Source organism: Streptococcus sp. 3167 (genome assembly GCF_013277175.1).
Classification (GTDB): Bacteria; Bacillota; Bacilli; order Lactobacillales; family Streptococcaceae; genus Streptococcus; species Streptococcus pseudopneumoniae.
In genome coordinates this window covers 32,915-53,433 of record NZ_VMML01000069.1, presented here as the reverse complement: position 1 = coordinate 53,433, position 20,519 = coordinate 32,915, and the positions used below count along the sequence as shown (strand labels likewise).

Annotated in this window: 18 protein-coding genes and 1 tRNA gene; 18 read left to right on the top strand and 1 reads right to left on the bottom strand. The window is 40.3% G+C overall.

Features of this window, described 5'->3' with window-relative positions; genetic code table 11:
• The first annotated feature begins 86 nt into the window (after positions 1-86).
• From topA to smc, 17 genes are all read left to right on the top strand, one after another.
• Positions 87-2,174 carry a type I DNA topoisomerase gene (gene topA / locus HT678_RS09780; RefSeq protein ID WP_023938619.1) on the top strand — a complete coding sequence of 696 codons (2,088 nt, stop codon included), beginning with the start codon at positions 87-89 and terminating at the stop codon, positions 2,172-2,174.
• A gap of 98 nt (positions 2,175-2,272) precedes the next feature.
• Positions 2,273-2,419, top strand: coding sequence for a hypothetical protein (locus tag HT678_RS11310; RefSeq protein WP_000693518.1), 147 nt, complete (start codon positions 2,273-2,275; stop codon positions 2,417-2,419).
• Positions 2,420-2,431: 12 nt separating this feature from the next.
• Positions 2,432-2,791: a YbaN family protein gene (locus tag HT678_RS09770; RefSeq protein ID WP_023938617.1), complete on the top strand. Its 360-nt coding sequence runs from the start codon at positions 2,432-2,434 to the stop codon at positions 2,789-2,791.
• 90 nt (positions 2,792-2,881) lie between these two features.
• On the top strand, positions 2,882-3,514 hold the full coding sequence (locus HT678_RS09765) for a copper homeostasis protein CutC (protein ID WP_023938615.1): 633 nt from the start codon (positions 2,882-2,884) through the stop codon (positions 3,512-3,514).
• 43 nt (positions 3,515-3,557) lie between these two features.
• Positions 3,558-4,214: an MmcQ/YjbR family DNA-binding protein gene (locus tag HT678_RS09760; protein WP_023938613.1), complete on the top strand. Its 657-nt coding sequence runs from the start codon at positions 3,558-3,560 to the stop codon at positions 4,212-4,214.
• A 313-nt stretch (positions 4,215-4,527) separates the two neighbouring features.
• Entirely contained in the window at positions 4,528-6,090 is a 1,563-nt protein-coding gene (locus tag HT678_RS09755) for a 2-isopropylmalate synthase (protein ID WP_023938610.1), read from the top strand.
• An 11-nt stretch (positions 6,091-6,101) separates the two neighbouring features.
• Complete coding sequence (leuB, locus tag HT678_RS09750) at positions 6,102-7,139, top strand: 3-isopropylmalate dehydrogenase (protein ID WP_023938609.1); 1,038 nt, start codon at positions 6,102-6,104, stop codon at positions 7,137-7,139.
• On the top strand, positions 7,136-7,405 hold the full coding sequence (locus tag HT678_RS09745) for a DUF1294 domain-containing protein (protein WP_023938607.1): 270 nt from the start codon (positions 7,136-7,138) through the stop codon (positions 7,403-7,405). Before leuB ends, HT678_RS09745 begins: the two co-directional genes overlap by 4 nt.
• A 3-nt stretch (positions 7,406-7,408) precedes the next feature.
• Positions 7,409-8,791 carry a 3-isopropylmalate dehydratase large subunit gene (leuC, locus tag HT678_RS09740; protein ID WP_172924928.1) on the top strand — a complete coding sequence of 461 codons (1,383 nt, stop codon included), beginning with the start codon at positions 7,409-7,411 and terminating at the stop codon, positions 8,789-8,791.
• 9 nt (positions 8,792-8,800) lie between these two features.
• Positions 8,801-9,394, top strand: a complete 594-nt coding sequence (leuD, locus tag HT678_RS09735; protein WP_023933062.1) for a 3-isopropylmalate dehydratase small subunit — start codon at positions 8,801-8,803, stop codon at positions 9,392-9,394.
• A gap of 27 nt (positions 9,395-9,421) precedes the next feature.
• On the top strand, positions 9,422-10,201 hold the full coding sequence (locus HT678_RS09730; RefSeq protein WP_000160496.1) for a Sua5/YciO/YrdC/YwlC family protein: 780 nt from the start codon (positions 9,422-9,424) through the stop codon (positions 10,199-10,201).
• A gap of 156 nt (positions 10,202-10,357) precedes the next feature.
• On the top strand, positions 10,358-12,091 hold the full coding sequence (locus HT678_RS09725; RefSeq protein WP_172924926.1) for an AAA family ATPase: 1,734 nt from the start codon (positions 10,358-10,360) through the stop codon (positions 12,089-12,091).
• A complete protein-coding gene (locus HT678_RS09720) occupies positions 12,078-13,394 on the top strand; it encodes an McrC family protein (protein ID WP_172924924.1) in 1,317 nt (438 codons plus the stop codon). Before HT678_RS09725 ends, HT678_RS09720 begins: the two co-directional genes overlap by 14 nt.
• Before the next feature lie 173 nt (positions 13,395-13,567).
• Positions 13,568-14,554 carry a GMP reductase gene (guaC, locus tag HT678_RS09715; RefSeq protein WP_172924922.1) on the top strand — a complete coding sequence of 329 codons (987 nt, stop codon included), beginning with the start codon at positions 13,568-13,570 and terminating at the stop codon, positions 14,552-14,554.
• Between the two features lie 66 nt (positions 14,555-14,620).
• Positions 14,621-14,692 (top strand) — tRNA-Arg (locus tag HT678_RS09710).
• 334 nt (positions 14,693-15,026) lie between these two features.
• The gene (gene rnc, locus HT678_RS09705; RefSeq protein WP_000661480.1) at positions 15,027-15,725 is read left to right on the top strand and encodes a ribonuclease III; all 699 of its coding nucleotides are present in this window, start codon (positions 15,027-15,029) and stop codon (positions 15,723-15,725) included.
• Complete coding sequence (gene smc / locus HT678_RS09700; RefSeq protein WP_172924920.1) at positions 15,716-19,255, top strand: chromosome segregation protein SMC; 3,540 nt, start codon at positions 15,716-15,718, stop codon at positions 19,253-19,255. Before rnc ends, smc begins: the two co-directional genes overlap by 10 nt.
• A 193-nt stretch (positions 19,256-19,448) precedes the next feature.
• On the opposite strand, the gene HT678_RS09695 is transcribed toward smc, so the two are convergent.
• Positions 19,449-20,300: an Rgg/GadR/MutR family transcriptional regulator gene (locus HT678_RS09695; protein ID WP_172924919.1), complete on the bottom strand. Its 852-nt coding sequence runs from the start codon at positions 20,298-20,300 to the stop codon at positions 19,449-19,451.
• Positions 20,301-20,379: 79 nt separating this feature from the next.
• Between HT678_RS09695 and shp3 the strand changes: the two genes are divergently transcribed.
• On the top strand, positions 20,380-20,451 hold the full coding sequence (gene shp3, locus HT678_RS09690; protein WP_001812431.1) for a peptide pheromone SHP3: 72 nt from the start codon (positions 20,380-20,382) through the stop codon (positions 20,449-20,451).
• Positions 20,452-20,519: the final 68 nt, after the last annotated feature.

Sequence of the window (20,519 nt, the reverse complement as noted above, 5' to 3'; positions counted from 1 at the left end):
TTCTATCTATAGTAGCTAAGTCTTGACAGGGTTCAAAAAATGGTTTACACTTTATAAAGTTTATTACTTTGAAAAGGTGTGATACTGTGGCTACGGCAACAAAAAAGAAAAAATCAACAGTTAAAAAAAATCTAGTCATCGTGGAGTCGCCTGCTAAGGCCAAGACGATTGAAAAATATCTCGGCAGAAACTACAAGGTTTTAGCCAGTGTCGGGCATATCCGTGATTTGAAGAAATCCAGTATGTCCGTCGATATTGAAAATAATTATGAACCGCAATATATCAATATCCGAGGAAAAGGCCCTCTTATCAATGACTTGAAAAAAGAAGCTAAAAAAGCTAATAAAGTTTTTCTGGCGAGTGACCCGGACCGTGAAGGAGAAGCGATTTCTTGGCATTTGGCCCATATTCTCAACTTGGATGAAAATGATGCCAACCGTGTGGTCTTCAATGAAATCACCAAGGATGCAGTCAAAAATGCTTTTAAAGAACCTCGTAAGATCGATATGGACTTGGTCGATGCCCAACAAGCTCGTCGGATCTTGGATCGCTTGGTCGGGTATTCGATTTCGCCTATTTTGTGGAAGAAGGTCAAGAAGGGCTTGTCAGCAGGTCGCGTTCAGTCCATTGCCCTTAAACTCATCATTGACCGTGAAAATGAAATCAATGCCTTCCAGCCAGAAGAATACTGGACAGTTGATGCTGTCTTTAAAAAGGGAACCAAACAATTTCATGCTTCCTTCTATGGAGTAGATGGTAAAAAGATGAAACTGACCAGCAATAACGAAGTCAAGGAAGTCTTGTCTCGTCTGACGAGTAAAGACTTTTCAGTAGATCAGGTGGATAAGAAAGAGCGTAAGCGCAATGCTCCTTTACCCTATACCACTTCATCTATGCAGATGGATGCTGCCAATAAAATCAATTTCCGTACTCGAAAAACCATGATGGTTGCCCAACAGCTCTATGAAGGAATTAATATCGGTTCTGGTGTTCAAGGTTTGATTACCTATATGCGTACCGATTCGACTCGTATCAGTCCTGTAGCGCAAAATGAGGCGGCAAGCTTCATTACGGATCGTTTTGATAGCAAGTATTCTAAGCACGGTAGCAAGGTCAAAAACGCATCAGGTGCTCAGGATGCCCATGAGGCTATTCGTCCGTCGAGTGTCTTTAATACACCAGAAAGCATCGCTAAGTATCTGGACAAGGATCAGCTCAAGCTATATACCCTTATCTGGAATCGTTTTGTGGCTAGCCAGATGACAGCGGCCGTTTTTGATACCATGGCTGTTAAATTGTCTCAAAATGGAGTTCAATTTGCTGCCAATGGTAGTCAGGTTAAGTTTGATGGTTATCTTGCCATTTATAATGATTCTGACAAGAATAAAATGCTACCAGATATGGCTGTTGGAGATGTGGTCAAACAGGTCAATAGCAAACCAGAGCAACATTTCACCCAACCGCCTGCCCGTTATTCTGAAGCAACACTGATTAAAACCTTAGAGGAAAATGGGGTTGGACGTCCATCAACCTACGCGCCAACCATTGAAACCATTCAGAAACGTTATTATGTTCGCCTGGCAGCCAAACGTTTTGAACCGACAGAGTTGGGAGAAATTGTCAATAAGCTCATCGTTGAATATTTCCCAGATATCGTAAACGTGACCTTCACAGCTGAAATGGAAGGTAAACTGGATGATGTCGAAGTTGGAAAAGAGCAGTGGCGACGGGTCATTGATGCCTTTTACAAACCATTCTCTAAAGAGGTCTCCAAGGCTGAAGAAGAAATGGAGAAAATCCAGATCAAGGATGAACCAGCTGGATTTGACTGTGAAGTGTGTGGTAGTCCAATGGTCATTAAACTTGGTCGTTTTGGTAAGTTCTACGCTTGTAGCAATTTTCCAGATTGCCGTCATACCCAAGCAATCGTGAAAGAGATTGGTGTTGAGTGTCCAAGTTGTCATCAGGGACAAATTATTGAGCGTAAAACCAAACGCAATCGCCTTTTCTATGGTTGCAATCGCTATCCAGACTGTGAATTTACTTCTTGGGACAAGCCTGTTGGTCGTGACTGTCCAAAATGTGGCAACTTCCTCATGGAGAAAAAAGTCCGTGGTGGTGGCAAGCAGGTTGTTTGCAGCAATGGTGATTACGAAGAAGAAAAGATTAAATAAGAAGAGAGTCCTGAAAGTGAATTTCAGGCTCTTTTTGGTTGGAACTTGACAAAATTCATCATTTTATGCGAAACTAGAAGAGGATTATTTTATACTCAATGAAAATCAAAGAGCAAACTAGGAAACTAACCGCAGGTTGCTCAAAGCACTGCTTTGAGGTTGCAGATAAGACTGACGAAGTCAGGAACCATACCTACGTCAAGGCGACGTTGATGCGGTTTGAAGAGATTTTCGAAGAGTATTAACTAGGAGTAGTTATGCGTATTATTTATCTTATTATTGGTTTTTTATCGCTGGCCTTGGCTATTATTGGGGTTGTTTTGCCTTTGCTACCTACAACGCCTTTCCTTTTGTTGTCTATTACTTGTTTCTCCAGAAGTTCCAAGCGCTTCGAAGATTGGCTTTATCATACCAAGCTCTATCAAGCATATGTAGCTGATTTTCGGGAAACCAAGTCCATTGCGCGTGAACGTAAGAAAAAAATCATCGTATCCATCTACATCTTGATGGGAATTTCCATTTATTTTGCACCTCTTTTACCAGTCAAAATCGGTCTGGGAACCTTGACCATCTTTATCACCTACTATCTCTTCAAGGTCATTCCGGACAAAGAATAAAAAATAGTAACTATTTTCCTTGATATAAACGAAAGCATATTTACAACAATATGATATAATAAATTTAAAGTAATCTTCAAGGAGAATCAAATGATTTACGAATTTTGTGCTGAAAATGTGACCTTGCTTGAAAAAGCGATGGAGGCTGGAGCTCGTCGAATCGAACTCTGTGATAATCTTGCAGTTGGTGGGACAACACCCAGCTATGGAGTGACTAAGGCAGCAGTTGAACTGGCAGCTAACTACAATACAACCATCATGACCATGATTCGTCCACGTGGTGGCGACTTTGTCTACAATGACCTAGAAATTGCTATTATGCTAGAAGACATTCGGTTGACTGCTCAGGCTGGAAGTCAAGGGGTTGTATTTGGAGCTTTAACTGCTGATAAGAAGTTGGATAAGCCTAATATTGAAAAGTTAATTGCTGTATCCAAAGGATTGGAAATTGTCTTTCACATGGCCTTTGATGAATTGAGCGAAGAAGACCAGTTAGAAGCTATTGACTGGCTTAGTCAAGCTGGTGTCACTCGTATCCTAACTCGCGCTGGTGTGTCTGGCGATTCACTAGACAAACGTTTTGCTCACTATCACAGAATTTTGGAGCACGCTAAAGGTAAAATTGAAATTCTACCAGGTGGGGGGATTGACCTTGACAACCGTCAAACCTTTATTGACCAGCTAGGCGTGACACAATTGCACGGAACTAAGGTTGTCTTTTAAAAAATAGAAAGGAACTGCTAGCTTTGGGTAGCAGTTTTAACTTATGTTTGAAATTTTTAAATCCTATCAGTTTAATCACGAAAAGGCTAAAGCTTTTGGTTTTGTAGAAAATAGGGGAGTCTGGACTTATAGTCGCCAGATTTTGCAGGGTGATTTTGTCATGACTGTGTCCATCACTACTGATAATGTGAGTTTTCAAGTCTTTGACCAGGAGACTGGTGATCTCTATCCTCAAGTTCATATGGAAAGCATGAGGGGAAGTTTTGTTGCAAGTGTACGTGAGGCTTGTTTGGAGATTCTCTACCAGATTCGGAAGGCTTGTTTTGATGTGCAGGATTTTATCTGTCCTCAGACTAAGCGTATCATGACTCAAGTTCAGGAAAAGTACGGAAATCAGTTGGAGTATCTGTGGAAAAAATCACCTGATACGGCAGTGTTAAGACATGAAGGCAATAAAAAATGGTATGCTGTTTTGATGAAAATCTCTTGGGATAAGCTGGAAAAGGGCAGAGAAGGACAAGTGGAAGCAGTCAATCTCAAACACGACCAAGTAGCGGACTTGCTTTCACAAAAGGGCATTTATCCAGCTTTTCATATGAACAAACGCTACTGGATTAGTGTGGCGCTTGATGATACTTTATCAGATGAAGGAGTACTGGAATTGATAGAAAGAAGCTGGAATTTAACTTCTAAAAAATGAAATATTTCAAGGATTTTCAATAACTTTCAATTAGCTAAATATTCTCTACTGAAGAAATTTTCAGAAAATATTGGATTTTTTCTTGACAAGTGCTTTTGCCTATGCTAAAATACTAAACAAGATATCAAACGAAGGAGAAAGTCAAACATGAAAACAGCTAAGTTTAATCAATTTGCTTTGTTGTTGAGGTACTCGGGCTAGTGCAAAAAGCATTAGTCCTGTTTGGCTTACCAAGCGGGAGTAAATCAACATCTCGCTTGGGTTTCTGAGCGAGATGTTTTTTTAAAATCACATTTGGAAAAGGGGAAATCTTATGCGAACAGTTGAATTTCTAGATACCAGCCTTCGGGATGGAGAGCAGACACCGGGCGTTAATTTTTCAATCAAGGAAAAAATTGCCATTGCAAGACAGCTGGAGAAATGGGGTATTTCAGCCGTTGAAGCCGGTTTTCCGGCGGCGAGTCCTGATTCATTCACAGCAGTGCAGGAGATTGCCAAGGTCTTGAAGAAAACAGCAGTGACTGGTTTGGCCCGCTCTGTCAAGTCTGATATTGATGCTTGTTATGAAGCCCTCAAGGATGCCAAGTATCCACAAGTTCACGTTTTTATTGCTACTAGTCCGATACACCGAAAGTATAAGCTCAATAAGAGCAAGGAAGAGATTTTGGAAGCTATTAAGGAGCATGTTTCTTATGCTCGTTCTAAGTTTGAAGTGGTCGAATTCTCGCCAGAAGATGCGACCAGAACAGATTTGGATTTCCTCCTGCAAGTTGTTCAAACAGCGGTTGATGCAGGTGCTACTTATGTCAATATTCCTGATACGGTAGGATTTACAACGCCAGAGGAATACGGAGCTATCTTCAAATATTTGATTGAGAATGTTAAGACGGATCGCCAGATTATCTATTCGCCTCACTGTCATGATGATCTTGGGATGGCAGTCGCTAATAGCCTTGCTGCTGTTAAGAATGGTGCAGGGCGTGTCGAAGGAACTATCAACGGTATTGGTGAGCGAGCTGGCAATGCTGCTTTGGAAGAAATAGCAGTTGCTCTCAATATTCGCCAAGATTACTACCAAGCAGAAACCAGTATTGTCCTAAATGAGACAATCAATACGTCAGAAATGGTTTCTCGCTTCTCAGGTATTCCAGTTCCTAAAAACAAGGCCGTCGTTGGTGGTAATGCCTTCTCTCACGAATCTGGTATTCACCAAGATGGAGTCCTTAAAAATCCTCTTACCTATGAGATCATCACCCCTGAATTGGTCGGTGTCAAGAGTAACAGTCTTCCGCTTGGAAAATTGTCTGGTCGCCATGCCTTTGTCGAGAAACTGAGAGAATTGGCCCTAGACTTTACAGAGGATGACATCAAGCCACTCTTTGCTAAGTTTAAGGCACTGGCAGACAAGAAACAAGAAATCACAGATGCAGATATTCGTGCTCTGGTAGCTGGAATCATGGTTGAAAATCCAGAAGGCTTCCACTTTGATGATTTACAACTTCAAACCCATGCGGATAATGACATCGAAGCGCTCGTTAGCCTAGCTAATATGGATGGTGAGAAGGTCGAATTTAATGCGACAGGGCAAGGTTCCGTTGAAGCAATCTTTAACGCTATCGACAAGTTCTTTAACCAATCCGTCCGCTTGGTGTCTTACACTATTGACGCTGTGACAGATGGAATTGATGCCCAAGCTCGGGTTTTGGTCACTGTTGAAAACAGAGATACAGAAACCATCTTTAATGCAGCAGGGCTTGATTTCGATGTACTGAAAGCATCTGCTATTGCCTACATCAATGCCAATACCTTTGTTCAAAAAGAGAATGCTGGTGAGATGGGACGCAGTGTTTCCTATCGTGACATGCCTAGTGTGTAAGGGAGAATGCTATGACAAAGAAAATAGTAGCTCTAGCAGGGGACGGAATTGGCCCAGAAATCATGGAGGCTGGTTTAGAGATTCTGGAAGCTCTAGCTGAAAAAACAGGTTTTGACTATGAGATTGATAGACGACCTTTTGGAGGTGCAGGTATCGATGCTGCAGGGCATCCCTTACCTGATGAAACCCTCAAGGTATGTCGTGAAGCATCTGCTATTCTCCTAGCGGCTATCGGTAGTCCTCAGTATGATGGAGCAGCGGTTCGGCCTGAACAAGGCTTGCTAGCTCTCCGTAAGGAACTCAATCTTTACGCTAATATTCGCCCTGTAAAAATCTTTGACAGTCTCAAGCATTTGTCACCACTCAAACCGGAACGAATTGCTGGTGTAGACTTTATCGTGGTGCGTGAGTTGACAGGCGGGATTTACTTTGGAGATCATATCCTTGAAGAGCGCAAAGCGCGTGATATCAACGACTATAGCTATGAGGAAGTGGAGCAGATTATTCGCAAAGCCTTTGAAATTGCAAGAAATCGCAGAAAAATCGTTACTAGTATCGATAAGCAAAATGTGTTGGCGACCTCAAAACTCTGGCGGAAAGTATCTGAGAAGGTCTCACAGAATTTCCCAGATGTAACCTTGGAACACCAGTTAGTGGACTCAGCTGCCATGCTCATGATTACCAATCCTGCCAAGTTTGATGTCATCGTGACAGAAAATCTTTTCGGAGATATTCTCTCGGATGAATCAAGCGTTCTATCTGGCACACTTGGGGTTATGCCATCAGCCAGTCATTCTGAAAATGGACCAAGTCTCTATGAACCTATTCACGGTTCAGCACCTGATATTGCTGGTCAAGGAATTGCCAATCCTATCTCCATGATTTTATCAGTGGCCATGATGCTGAGAGACAGTTTTGGACGTTATGAGGATGCAGAGCGTATCGAGCGTGCTGTTGAGGCAAGTTTGGCAGCTGGTGTTTTAACAAGAGATATAGGGGGACAGGCTTCGACCAAGGAAATGACGGAAGCTATTATTGCAAGGTTATGAAGTTAGACGAAAAAATTACTCTAGTCCTTTTGATTTGGAATGTCATGGTTTTCTTGATTTATGGTATTGACAAATCTAAGGCAAGGAGAAGAGTTTGGCGCATCCCTGAGAAAATCTTACTTATTTTGGCCTTTACTTGTGGTGGTTTTGGTGCCTGGCTAGCAGGAATCATCTTTCACCACAAGACTCGAAAATGGTACTTTAAAATAGTTTGGTTTCTTGGGATGGTGACCACACTAGTAGCCTTATATTTTATTTGGAGGTAATGGATGACAGGAAAATCGATTTTTGATAAATTATGGGATCGTCATGTTATCACAGGAGAAGAGGGGCAGCCCCAACTCATGTATGTGGACCAGCACTATATCCACGAAGTGACCAGTCCTCAGGCCTTTCAAGGACTACGAGACGCAGGTCGTAGATTGAGACGACCAGACTTGACATTTGGAACCTTTGATCACAATGTTCCGACAGTCAATATCTACGATATTCGAGATGTTATTTCCAAGGCGCAAATTGATAAACTTGCTGAAAATGTTGAGGAGTTTGGGATTGAACATGCGGCCCACGGTTCTGAAAAACAGGGGATCGTTCATATGGTTGGTCCAGAGACAGGACGAACCCAACCAGGGAAATTCATCGTTTGCGGAGATAGCCACACAGCAACTCACGGAGCTTTCGGAGCAATCGCCTTTGGAATTGGGACCAGTGAGGTCGAACATGTCTTTGCGACACAGACACTCTGGCAGGTCAAACCCAAGAAAATGCTGGTGGAATTTACAGGTGTTCCTCAAAAGGGAGTTTATTCCAAGGATTACATTTTAGCCTTGATTGCCAAGTACGGCGTTGCTTGCGGCGTTGGCTACGTGGTGGAATATCGTGGACAAGCGATTGATGCACTGAGCATGGAAGAGCGAATGACCATCTGCAATATGTCCATCGAGTTTGGATCTAAGATGGGAATCATGAATCCGAACCAAACCACCTATGATTATCTCAAGGGACGAGAATGTGTTCCAGAAGATTTCGATGAGGCTGTGGCTGATTGGAAAACAATTGTCAGCGATGAGGATGCTGTATACGATAAGGTTATCCAGATGGATGTCTCAGACTTAGCTCCTATGGTAACCTGGGGAACCAATCCTGCTATGGGTGTTGACTTTGACAGTAGTTTCCCAGAAATCAAAGATATGAATGATGAACGAGCCTACAATTATATGGATTTGGAGCCTGGTCAAAAGCCAGCGGATATTGAACTAGGTTATATCTTTATCGGTTCTTGTACTAATGCTCGACTCAGCGACTTGCAACTGGCTGCTCGATTTGTCAAAGGGAAGAAAATAGCTCCTAACTTAACGGCTATCGTAGTTCCAGGCTCTCGTCCTGTCAAACGAGCTGCTGAGAAGTTGGGCTTGGACAAGGTTTTCCTAGACGCTGGCTTTGAGTGGAGAGACCCGGGTTGCTCCATGTGCCTAGGGATGAATCCTGATAAGGTACCTGATGGTGTTCACTGTGCCTCAACAAGCAACCGCAACTTTGAAGACAGACAAGGCTTTGGTGCTAAGACCCACCTCTGCAGTCCAGCCATGGCAGCAGCAGCAGCTATTGCAGGGCGCTTTGTAGATGTTCGGCAAATGCCAGAGGCCCAGTAAGGAGAGGATATGGAGAAATTCACAGTTTATACAGGAACGACCGTTCCTCTTATGAATGATAACATCGACACCGACCAAATCCTACCCAAGCAGTTTCTCAAGTTAATTGATAAAAAAGGCTTTGGTAAGTACCTTATGTATGCTTGGCGTTATCTGGATGATCTCTATACTGAGGACCCAGACTTTGTCTTTAACCGACCTGAATATCGCAAAGCCAGTATTCTCATTTCAGGGGATAACTTCGGCGCAGGGTCTTCGAGGGAACACGCTGCTTGGGCTCTAGCGGACTATGGTTTTAAGGTCGTGATTGCGGGGTCTTTCGGTGATATTCATTACAATAATGAACTCAATAATGGTATGTTGCCTATTGTTCAGCCCAGAGAGGTTAGAGAGAAACTAGCTCAGCTACAACCAAGTGACCAGGTAACTGTGGACTTGGAACAACAAAAAATCATCTCACCAGTTGGAGAATTCACGTTTGAAATTGATAGCGAATGGAAACACAAACTCTTAAATGGTTTGGATGATATTGGTATTACCTTGCAGTATGAAGATTTGATTGCTGCTTATGAAAAACAACGACCAGCCTACTGGCAGGATTAGAAGAAAAATAGAAAAGGAAATAGAACTATGACAAAACACATTCAATGGAAGGGAACACTTTCACAAGAAGGCTATGATATTTTAAAAGGTGAGGGTGGATGTATCGTTTGCCCTACTAAAGTTGGTTACATCATCATGACTAGTGACAAGGCAGGTCTTGAACGTAAGTTTGAAGCTAAAGAACGTAACCGTAACAAACCAGGTGTTGTTCTCTGTGGTAGCATGGACGAGCTTCGCGCTTTAGCACAACTCAACCCAGAAATTGAAGCCTTCTACCAAAAACATTGGGATGAAGATATTCTTCTTGGTTGTATCCTTCCTTGGAAACCAGAAGCCTTTGAGAAACTCAAAGCTTATGGGGATGGTCGTGAAGAGCTTATGACTGACGTGCGTGGTACTAGCTGTTTTGTTATCAAATTTGGAAAAGCTGGTGAACAATTGGCTGCCAAACTTTGGGAAGAAGGCAAAATGGTTTACGCTTCATCTGCAAACCCATCTGGAAAAGGAAACCGTGGTAAGGTAGAAGGTATCGGAGAACGTATCGAAGGAGCAGTAGACCTTGTCATCGAAGCAGACGACTATGTGGCATCCATCCAACCTGACAAAACGATTGAAACTCGCTACGAGCAAGGTGTGATGGTGTCTATGGTCGATAAAGATGGCAAACTCATCCCAGAACAAGGGGGAGCACGATCAACTTCACCAGCTCCAGTTGTAATCCGTAAAGGGCTTGACATTGATAAGATTATGATGCACCTGTCAGATACCTTTAACTCATGGGATTACCGTCAGGGCGAGTATTATTAGGATAAAAAAGAAGTCTAGTGTTAAGAGGGAATACTCCACTCTACACTAGGCTTTTTCTTTAGAAATTCTTTTCTTTTTCTATAGGATATGATATGCTAGAGATGAGCTATATATTAATAGAACTTACTTGTGAAAGTAAATTAAAGGAGTATTCAAATGAACAGTAAACAAAATAATTACTTTTTTGTTGGTACAAGATTTGGTGATGATGATTATCTTGAATATTTCAGGAAAGAAGGAAAGTGGGAATTAGGATGGCATAACAACGAGGAAAATAAACAGTATCAAAAAATGTTAAAGTTGTTTAATAAAATTAAACCAGGTGACGTTTTATTTGCTAAATCCACATATGTCAAAAAGAAGAATTTACCTTTTGTAAAGAAAGATGATTTAAAGGTTTCTGTGATGAAAATTCGTGGAATGGCGACTGTTAAAGAGGTTTTAGATGATGGGCATACCATTATTGTTGATTGGAAAAAAGAGTATATAGAGAGGGAGTGGTTTTTCTTTACGGGGCAAGAAACAATATGGTTTCCATCAGATATTAAGTATCGAACTAAAGAGACTAACCAGTTAATAAAATTTGCTGCAAGTGATGAAATCATAATTCAAGACTATGACTATTTTTTGAATCATCCTAATTGGAAAAAGTATAAAAAATTAGAAAGTGAAACTATGTTAAGGAATGATTTTTTATTTAATTATAGTGGTATATTAAGAAAATCCAAAAACCTCATCCTCCGTGGTGCACCGGGGACGGGAAAAACTTATCTTGCTAAAGAAATTGCTAAAGAGTTAACGGAAGGTCATGAGGAGCAAATCGGCTTTGTACAGTTTCATCCATCTTATGATTATACGGATTTTGTAGAAGGTTTAAGACCAGTATCAAATGGGGATGGAGCTATTGAGTTTAGGCTACAGGACGGTATTTTTAAAGATTTTTGTCAGAAAGCAAAAGAAACCCAATTGATTGGAGGACAAGATAATTTTGATGAGGCTTGGGATTCTTACTTAGAATATATAAATGTTGCTGAAGAAAAAGAATATATAACAAAAACATCTTACTTATCTGTTAATAGTAGACAAAATTTGTCAGTAAATTATGATAGTGGTGTTCCAGGATGGTCACTACCTAGCAAATATGTTTACGAGTTGTATAAAGATAAAAATTATAATAAGCAAGAATACTACAAAAGTGGTGGAAAAACTGTCCTAGAAACATTGAGAAAGAGATTTGGTTTGAAAGACTATGTTTCCCCAATAGAAATTGATACTGATAAGAAATTCGTCTTCATCATCGATGAAATCAATCGTGGGGAGATTTCTAAGATTTTTGGCGAACTCTTTTTCTCTATCGACCCTGGCTATCGTGGTGAAAAAGGAAGTGTTTCTACCCAATATGCAAATCTACACGAAACTGATGAAAAGTTCTATATCCCCGAAAATGTTTACATCATCGGAACTATGAATGATATTGATCGTTCAGTGGATACCTTTGATTTTGCTATGCGTCGTCGTTTTCGTTTTGTTGAAGTTACTGCCGAGGGTCAAGTTGGCATGTTGGATAAAGAGTTGAATATCCATGCAGAAGAAGCAAAAATTCGTCTAAGAAACTTGAACGCTGCTATCGAAAATGTTCAGGAATTAAACAGTCATTATCATATTGGACCAAGTTATTTTCTTAAGTTGAAGGATGTAGATTTTGACTATGAATTACTTTGGTCTGATTACCTTAAACCGCTTTTGGAAGATTATCTACGTGGTTCCTATGAGGAAGTTGAAAAACTAAAAATATTGAAAAAAGCGTTTGATTTAAAAGAAAATGAGCAAACTATTCAGAAACATACAGATGACGAAGAAAGCGATGAAAATAAAGATGAGGATAACTGATAATCAACACAAGATTATTAAAGAAAAATTTGTTGAAGAATATCCTAAACTAAGCAATCTTCTTTTAGACAGAACCTTGGAAAGTCTATCCCAAGATGAACGTATTTTCATTTTTCCAAATGATTTGACTCATACTCCTGATTTGGATAAGGACCAAAAGATTTTTGAAACAGTCAATCAGAAAATCAAGACAGGGAACGTGATTGGTTTTCTTGGATATGGTCAGGAAAGATTAACGATTTCCTCACGATTTTCTGATGAGAGTAATGACCATTTTTTGCATTATCTCTTAAACAAGGTTCTTCATATCAATCTCACTAGTTTAGATGTTGCTTTGTCTCGTGAAGAGAGGCTTTATCAACTTTTGATGTATCTCTTCCCCGAGTATCTACAAGCTGCTATTCGAAAAGGTCTTTATAAGGAATACCAGAGATTTTCTCATAACGACAGTCATGTTAAGGGAGTGATTGATGTAAGAAACCATCTCAAGAAAAATCTTCCTTTCACGGGAAATATTGTCTACACAACGAGAGAGTTCACCTATGATAATCCCCTCATGCAGTTGGTCCGTCACACTATTGAATACATTAAGAATCAGAAAAGCATTGGTCAAGGGGTACTAGATAATCTCTCAACTAGTCGTGAAAACGTATCTGAAATCGTGCGGGTAACGCCCTCTTATAAACTAGCTGATCGTGCTAAGATTATTCGGGGAAATCAATCTAAACCTATACGTCATGCATACTTTCACGAGTACAGAAACTTACAAGAACTTTGTCTGATGATCCTAAACCAAGAAAAGCACGGTTTAGGGTATCAAGATCAAAAAATCTATGGTATTCTCTTTGATGTTGCCTGGCTTTGGGAAGAGTATGTTTACACCTTGTTGCCAAAATGTTTTGTACATCCACGAAATAAAGAAAAACTAGGTGGTATTTCGGTATTTTCTGTTGGGAAACGGAAAGTATATCCAGATTTTTATCAAGAAGAGCTTAAAATAGTATTAGATGCTAAGTATAAAAAACTGGAATTGACTGAAAAAGGAATCAACCGTGAGGACTTATTCCAGCTGATTTCCTATTCTTATATTTTAAAAGCTGAGAAGGCTGGTCTGGTTTTTCCGAGCGAGGACAAGGTTATTGATAATGAGATAGGAAAGCTAGCAGGTTATGGAGCTTTGTTGAAGAAATGGTCTATCCAAATTCCTCAGAAGTCTTCATCTTATCGTGAATTTTGTGAAATGCTGGAAAACTCCGAAGAAATATTTAAAAGTAATATTACTAAAGAAGTGGGGAGAAAATAATCTCTCCTCTTTTTATTGTTATTTATGCAATAAAATCCGAACATTATATTTCAATTTATAAAATTATTTGACAAAAACTGTACTTTGGTTTATAATGAATTAAGGAAACGTCGGAAAAGGCGTAGTGATGCGAGAGCATAGGTAGGTCATTACAAAAGAAACGAGACATCGATATGTTAAATGAATTTCCAATTTTTGATTACGAAGATATTCAATTGATTCCAAATAAATGTGTCATTAAAAGCCGTGCAGAAGCGGACACAAGTGTCACTCTAGGAAATCACACCTTTAAACTACCTGTTGTGCCAGCTAATATGCAGACGATTTTGGATGAAAATGTAGCAGAGCAACTGGCTAAAGGTGGTTACTTCTACATTATGCACCGTTTTGATGAGGCAGGACGCATTCCTTTTATTAAACGAATGCACAATCAAGGGCTCATTGCTTCCATATCTGTCGGTGTTAAGGACTATGAGTATGATTTCGTTAGACAGCTCAAGACTGATGCTCCTGAGTATATCACTATTGATATTGCTCATGGTCATGCGGATAGCGTGATTTCTATGATTCAACACATCAAGAAAGAATTGCCAGATACCTTTGTCATTGCTGGAAATGTGGGAACACCAGAAGCTGTGCGTGAATTGGAAAATGCTGGTGCGGATGCTACTAAGGTCGGAATCGGTCCTGGTAAGGTTTGTATCACCAAGGTTAAGACTGGTTTTGGTACAGGTGGTTGGCAGTTGGCTGCTCTACGCTGGTGTGCCAAGGCTGCGCGTAAACCGATTATCGCTGATGGAGGAATTCGTACTCACGGTGATATTGCCAAGTCTATCCGCTTCGGTGCTAGCATGGTCATGATTGGTTCCCTCTTTGCTGGACACATCGAAAGTCCAGGGAAAACGATTGAAGTCGATGGTGAACAATTCAAAGAATACTACGGTTCAGCTTCACAATATCAAAAAGGTGCTTACAAAAATGTGGAAGGCAAACGCATCTTGCTTCCTGCCAAAGGTCATTTGCAAGACACTCTAACTGAGATGGAACAAGATTTGCAAAGTGCCATTTCATACGCAGGTGGACGTCAGGTTGCTGACCTTAAACACGTTGATTATGTGATCGTGAAAAACTCTATCTGGAATGGGGATGCTTCCCACTAAGACGGCCTATCTCACTAGAAAAAAACTTGTTATTAGAGCAAATTTCTGTTATAATAAAACAAGTTTCCACCCTTAGTGTAATGGATATCACGTAAGATTCCGGTTCTTGAGATGGGGGTTCGATTCCCTCAGGGTGGATGTAAACATCCTAAAAAGCCTTTAATAGGGCTTTTTGTTTATCCTGCCTCAAATTTGCCCCTAATACTCTTCGAAAATCTCTTCAAACCACGTCAACGTCGCCTTACCGTAGATATATGTAACTGACTTCGTCAGTCTTATCTACAACCTCAAAGCAGTGCTTTGAGCAGCCTGCGGCTAGTTTCCTAGTTTGCTCTTTGATTTTCATTGAGTATAAAACTGAAAATCTCTGTCTAAAGAATGCCCAAATCCCCTCCAGTCCCGTTTTAGAGTGACTCAGGAGGCTTTTTTTGATATAATAAAAAGGACTGTTATCAGTTAGAAAGAGGTTGGTATGAAAGAATTACAAACTGTACTAAAGAACCATTTTGCAATCGAATTTGCAGACAAAAAGTTACTGGAGACTGCCTTTACTCATACGAGTTATGCCAATGAGCACCGCCTCTTAAAAATTTCACACAATGAACGCTTGGAATTTTTAGGAGACGCTGTTCTACAGTTATTGATTTCAGAATATCTGTATAAAAAATATCCTAAAAAACCTGAGGGTGATTTGTCTAAACTTCGTGCCATGATTGTCCGTGAGGAAAGCTTGGCTGGTTTTGCACGTGATTGCCAGTTTGATCAGTTTATCAAGCTGGGTAAAGGGGAAGAAAAGTCTGGTGGACGCAATCGTGACACCATTCTTGGTGATGCCTTCGAAGCCTTTCTTGGTGCTCTCCTTTTGGACAAGGATGTGGCCAAGGTCAAGGAATTTATCTATCAAGTCATGATTCCTAAGGTTGAAGCAGGCGAATTTGAGATGATTACAGACTACAAAACCCATCTCCAAGAGTTACTTCAGGTCAATGGCGATGTGGCTATTCGTTATCAGGTGATTTCTGAAACGGGTCCTGCACACGATAAGGTCTTTGATGTAGAAGTTCTTGTTGAAGGTAAAAGCATTGGTCAAGGTCAAGGTCGTTCTAAGAAACTAGCAGAGCAGGAAGCTGCCAAAAATGCCGTTGAGAAAGGGCTGGATTCATGTATTTAAAGGAAATCGAAATTCAGGGATTCAAGTCTTTTGCTGACAAGACCAAGGTCGTCTTTGACCAAGGTGTGACGGCAGTCGTTGGACCCAATGGATCTGGAAAGTCGAATATTACAGAAAGTCTGCGTTGGGCTTTGGGGGAGTCAAGTGTTAAGAGTCTCCGTGGCGGCAAGATGCCGGATGTCATTTTTGCTGGAACTGAAAGTCGCAAACCGCTCAATTATGCTTCTGTAGTTGTGACTCTGGATAATCATGACGGATTTATCAAGGATGCAGGCCAAGAAATTAGGGTGGAACGCCATATCTATCGTAGTGGAGATAGCGAATACAAGATTGACGGCAAGAAAGTCCGTTTGCGTGATATTCATGACCTTTTCTTGGATACAGGTTTGGGACGAGATTCCTTCTCCATCATTTCCCAAGGGAAGGTTGAGGAGATTTTTAATTCCAAGCCTGAGGAACGCAGAGCTATTTTTGAAGAAGCTGCAGGTGTTTTGAAATACAAGACTCGCAGAAAAGAAACTGAGAGTAAACTGCAGCAAACTCAGGATAATCTGGATCGTCTTGAAGACATTATCTACGAGTTGGATAATCAAATCAAGCCTCTTGAGAAGCAAGCTGAGAATGCCCGTAAGTTTTTAGACTTGGAAGGTCAACGCAAGGCTATTTATTTAGATGTTCTGGTTGCTCAAATCAAGGAAAATAAGGCTGAACTAGACTCGACAGAAGAAGAGTTGGCTCAGGTTCAGGAACTTTTGACGAGCTACTATCAAAAGCGTGAAAAATTAGAAGAGGAAAATCAGAATCTCAAGAAGCAACGCCAAGATTTACAGGCTGAAATGGCCAAAGACCAAGGCAGTTTGATGGATTTGACCAGTCTAATTAGTGACTTAGAGAGAAAATTAGCCCTATCGAAATTAGAATCTGAGCAAGTAGCCCTGAATCAACAGGAAGCACAAGCTCGTTTGGCTGCTTTGGAGGATAAGAGAAATTTACTCAGCCAAGAAAAATCTGATAAAGAAAGCTCTTTAACTCTGTTAGAGGAAAATCTAGTCCAAAATAATCAAAAACTTAATCGTTTAGAAGCTGAATTACTGGCTTTTTCAGATGATCCTGATCAGATGATTGAGCTTCTACGTGAACGCTTTGTAGCCCTTTTACAAGAAGAAGCAGATGTCTCAAACCAGTTGACCCGTATCGAAAACGAGTTGGAAAATAGTCGTCAGCTTTCTCAAAAACAAGCAGATCAACTAGAAAAACTCAAAGAACAATTGGCTACAGCTAAAGAGAAGGCTAGTCAGCAAAAAGAAGAGCTTGAAACTGCCAAGGAGCAGGTTCAGAAATTATTGGCTAACTATCAAGCTATTGCCAAGGAGCAAGAGGAGCAGAAAGCTTCCTATCAAGCTCAACAAAGTCAACTCTTTGACCGTCTGGATAGTCTCAAAAATAAACAGGCTAGAGCCCAGAGTTTGGAAAACATCCTTAGAAATCACAGTAACTTTTATGCAGGTGTGAAGAGTGTTCTCCAAGAAAAAGACCACCTAGATGGGATTATTGGGGCAGTCAGTGAGCACCTGACCTTTGATGTGAATTATCAAACTGCGCTGGAAATCGCGCTCGGAGCCAGCAGTCAGCATATCATCGTAGAAGATGAACATGCGGCAACCAAGGCGATTGATTTCCTTAAACGAAACAGAGCCGGTCGTGCAACCTTTCTTCCTTTGACAACGATCAAGGCTCGTACGATTTCTAGCCAGAATCAAGATGCTATCGCTGCAAGTCCGGGATTTCTGGGCATGGCAGATGAGTTGGTGACATTCGATAATAGGTTGGAAGCTATTTTCAAGAACTTGCTAGCTACGACGGCTATTTTTGATACTGTAGAGCATTCGCGTGAAGCAGCTCGCCAGGTTCGTTATCAGGTTCGTATGGTGACATTGGATGGAACAGAGTTGCGAACAGGTGGTTCCTATGCGGGTGGTGCCAATCGCCAGAATAACAGTATTTTTATCAAGCCAGAACTGGAGCAATTGCAAAAAGAAATTGCTGAAGAGGAAGCAAGTCTTCGTTCAGAAGAGTCGAGTTTGAAGATCTTACAAGACCAGATGGCTAGATTGACCGAATCATTAGAAGCTATTAAATATCAGGGAGAGCAGGCTCGTATTCAGGAGCAAGGCTTGTCCCTCGCCTATCAGCAGACCAGTCAGCAAGTTGAAGAACTGGAAACTCTTTGGAAACTCCAAGAAGAGGAATTAGATCGTCTTTCTGACGGAGATTGGCAAGCAGATAAGGAAAAATGCCAAGATCGCCTTGCTACCATTGCCAGTGACAAGCAAAATCTGGAAGCTGAGATTGAAGAAATTAAGTCCAACAAAAATGCCATCCAAGAACGCTATCAAAATTTGCAGGAAGAGCTAGCGCAAGCTCGCCTGCTTAAGACAGAACTGCAAGGGCAAAAACGTTATGAAGTGGCTGATATTGACCGTCTAGGCAAGGAATTGGATAATCTGAATATCGAACAAGAGGAAATCCAGCGCCTTCTTCAAGAAAAGGTTGACAATCTTGAGAAAGTTGATACAGAATTGCTCAGTCAACAGGTAGAAGAAGCCAAAATGCAGAAAACAAACCTCCAACAAGGTTTAATTCGCAAGCAGTTTGAGTTGGATGATATTGAAGGTCAGCTGGATGATATTGCTAGTCATTTGGACCAGGCTCGCCAACAGAATGAGGAGTGGATTCGCAAGCAAACGCGTGCTGAAGCCAAGAAAGAAAAAGTCAGTGAGCATTTGCGCCATTTACAAAGTCAATTAACAGACCAGTACCAGATTAGTTATACTGAAGCTCTAGAAAAGGCACATGAATTGGAAAATCTCAATCTGGCAGAGCAAGAGGTTAAGGATTTGGAGAAGGCTATTCGCTCACTGGGTCCAGTCAACTTGGAAGCTATTGAACAGTACGAAGAAGTTCACAATCGTCTGGATTTCCTAAATAGACAACGAGATGATATTTTGTCAGCAAAAAATCTGCTCCTTGAGACCATTACAGAGATGAATGATGAGGTCAAAGATCGCTTTAAATCAACCTTTGAGGCTATTCGTGAGTCCTTTAAAGTGACCTTCAAGCAGATGTTTGGTGGAGGTCAGGCGGACTTGATATTGACTGAGGGCGACTTGCTGACAGCTGGGGTTGAGATTTCTGTTCAACCACCAGGTAAGAAAATCCAGTCTCTCAACCTTATGAGTGGTGGGGAAAAAGCCCTGTCGGCTCTAGCCTTGCTTTTCTCTATCATTCGAGTTAAAACTATTCCGTTTGTTATCTTGGATGAGGTAGAGGCTGCGCTGGATGAAGCCAATGTCAAACGCTTTGGGGATTACCTTAACCGCTTTGACAAGGACAGCCAGTTTATCGTCGTAACCCACCGTAAGGGAACCATGGCAGCGGCTGATTCCATCTATGGAGTGACCATGCAAGAGTCAGGTGTCTCAAAAATTGTTTCGGTTAAGTTAAAAGATTTAGAAAGTATTGAAGGATGACAATTAAACTAGTAGCAACAGAAATCGGAATAAGTAAATTGATACAATAGCCTATAAAGAAAGCCTTGAAATTTAGCTGATTTCAGGGCTTTTTAACTGTCTATTGCTATCAGGGTAAAATCATTAGAGATGTTGTGAGTTTATGGAGACACCCTTGATTTGTAAAATGTTAAATAGTAGAGAATCATTTCATCTATTCTTTGTTTACCAGTTTATCGAAATGGCTAGTATAGTGTAATTTTAACTTGTCTTCTCCTAAAATATCAAGGACTTGTATGGCCTGTTTCATTTTTTCAATTCCGCTATCTAAATGACGCTTAAATTCAAAGTAACCAGTTGCATAGAGAAAAACTGTCTGTTCATAAAAGTTTAATTCATTATCTAATAATGCTTTTATTTCGGTGATTAGACAAGTACAGTTTGAAAATTCTTCCTTATCTACGCTAAGAATTAGACAATTGATGGCCAATTGAGTGACAATTCGCTTATTTGTTTTATTCAACGAAGAGTAGATGTAATTGTTCAACATTTCCTTTGTTAATAGGAAGTAGGAGTTGTAGTTTATTGTTCGTACACAGTTACCTAATAAAGTGATTTCATAGTAACCCCATTTTTCAACTTTGAAGAGATAATCTGTCAATTGAAGTAATTCTTTATTTGATGGAATAATGCTGGAATCCATTGTATGTAGAATGGATTTTATCATTGTTTTATCGAAAGAATTTAAAGTGTAATGTGATGAGTCAGAAAGTAGAGCAGCTATATTTTTGATGTTATGTGATGAATATTGCTTACGAATATATTGAACCAAATTAGCGAATAATTCAGCATTAGTATAATTTTCATTATGTAAAATAAGAAACTCATCTAAAGTAATGTGTAATTTGTCTAAAATATTGATAAGTCGAATACAAGATATCTCTGATTCCCCACGTTCGAATCTAGATATTTGAGATTTTGAAAGGTGTTCATCTGCTACAGAGCATAGACTAATTTGTTTTCCTTTACGAACTTTTCTAAGTGTGATGCCAAGTTTTGATTTCATAATTTCCCATTTTCCCAACAAAAATTAAATCCGTTTTTATTTATTGTACAATAAATAAAAACGGAAAGGAAGTCCGAGTATGAAGAAAATTTCAAAATTTTTGCCGATTTTGGTTTTGGTGATGGATATTATTATAATTGTTGGTGGGTAAAATGCTTAAGTGTACACTTAAGTCTTTAGAATATTCTAAAGACTTAAGATTTTATAGATACATAGTAT

Coding starts and splice junctions, on each gene's coding strand:
- HT678_RS09695 (WP_172924919.1), bottom strand. CDS start 20,300: ATGAAATCAAAACTTGGCATCACACTTAGAAAAGTTCGTAAAGGAAAA.
- leuB (WP_023938609.1), top strand. CDS start 6,102: ATGACAAAGAAAATAGTAGCTCTAGCAGGGGACGGAATTGGCCCAGAA.
- HT678_RS09770 (WP_023938617.1), top strand. CDS start 2,432: ATGCGTATTATTTATCTTATTATTGGTTTTTTATCGCTGGCCTTGGCT.
- HT678_RS09755 (WP_023938610.1), top strand. CDS start 4,528: ATGCGAACAGTTGAATTTCTAGATACCAGCCTTCGGGATGGAGAGCAG.
- guaC (WP_172924922.1), top strand. CDS start 13,568: ATGTTAAATGAATTTCCAATTTTTGATTACGAAGATATTCAATTGATT.
- HT678_RS09745 (WP_023938607.1), top strand. CDS start 7,136: ATGAAGTTAGACGAAAAAATTACTCTAGTCCTTTTGATTTGGAATGTC.
- rnc (WP_000661480.1), top strand. CDS start 15,027: ATGAAAGAATTACAAACTGTACTAAAGAACCATTTTGCAATCGAATTT.
- leuD (WP_023933062.1), top strand. CDS start 8,801: ATGGAGAAATTCACAGTTTATACAGGAACGACCGTTCCTCTTATGAAT.
- HT678_RS09760 (WP_023938613.1), top strand. CDS start 3,558: ATGTTTGAAATTTTTAAATCCTATCAGTTTAATCACGAAAAGGCTAAA.
- HT678_RS09730 (WP_000160496.1), top strand. CDS start 9,422: ATGACAAAACACATTCAATGGAAGGGAACACTTTCACAAGAAGGCTAT.
- leuC (WP_172924928.1), top strand. CDS start 7,409: ATGACAGGAAAATCGATTTTTGATAAATTATGGGATCGTCATGTTATC.
- HT678_RS09720 (WP_172924924.1), top strand. CDS start 12,078: ATGAGGATAACTGATAATCAACACAAGATTATTAAAGAAAAATTTGTT.
- HT678_RS09765 (WP_023938615.1), top strand. CDS start 2,882: ATGATTTACGAATTTTGTGCTGAAAATGTGACCTTGCTTGAAAAAGCG.
- HT678_RS11310 (WP_000693518.1), top strand. CDS start 2,273: ATGAAAATCAAAGAGCAAACTAGGAAACTAACCGCAGGTTGCTCAAAG.
- HT678_RS09725 (WP_172924926.1), top strand. CDS start 10,358: ATGAACAGTAAACAAAATAATTACTTTTTTGTTGGTACAAGATTTGGT.
- smc (WP_172924920.1), top strand. CDS start 15,716: ATGTATTTAAAGGAAATCGAAATTCAGGGATTCAAGTCTTTTGCTGAC.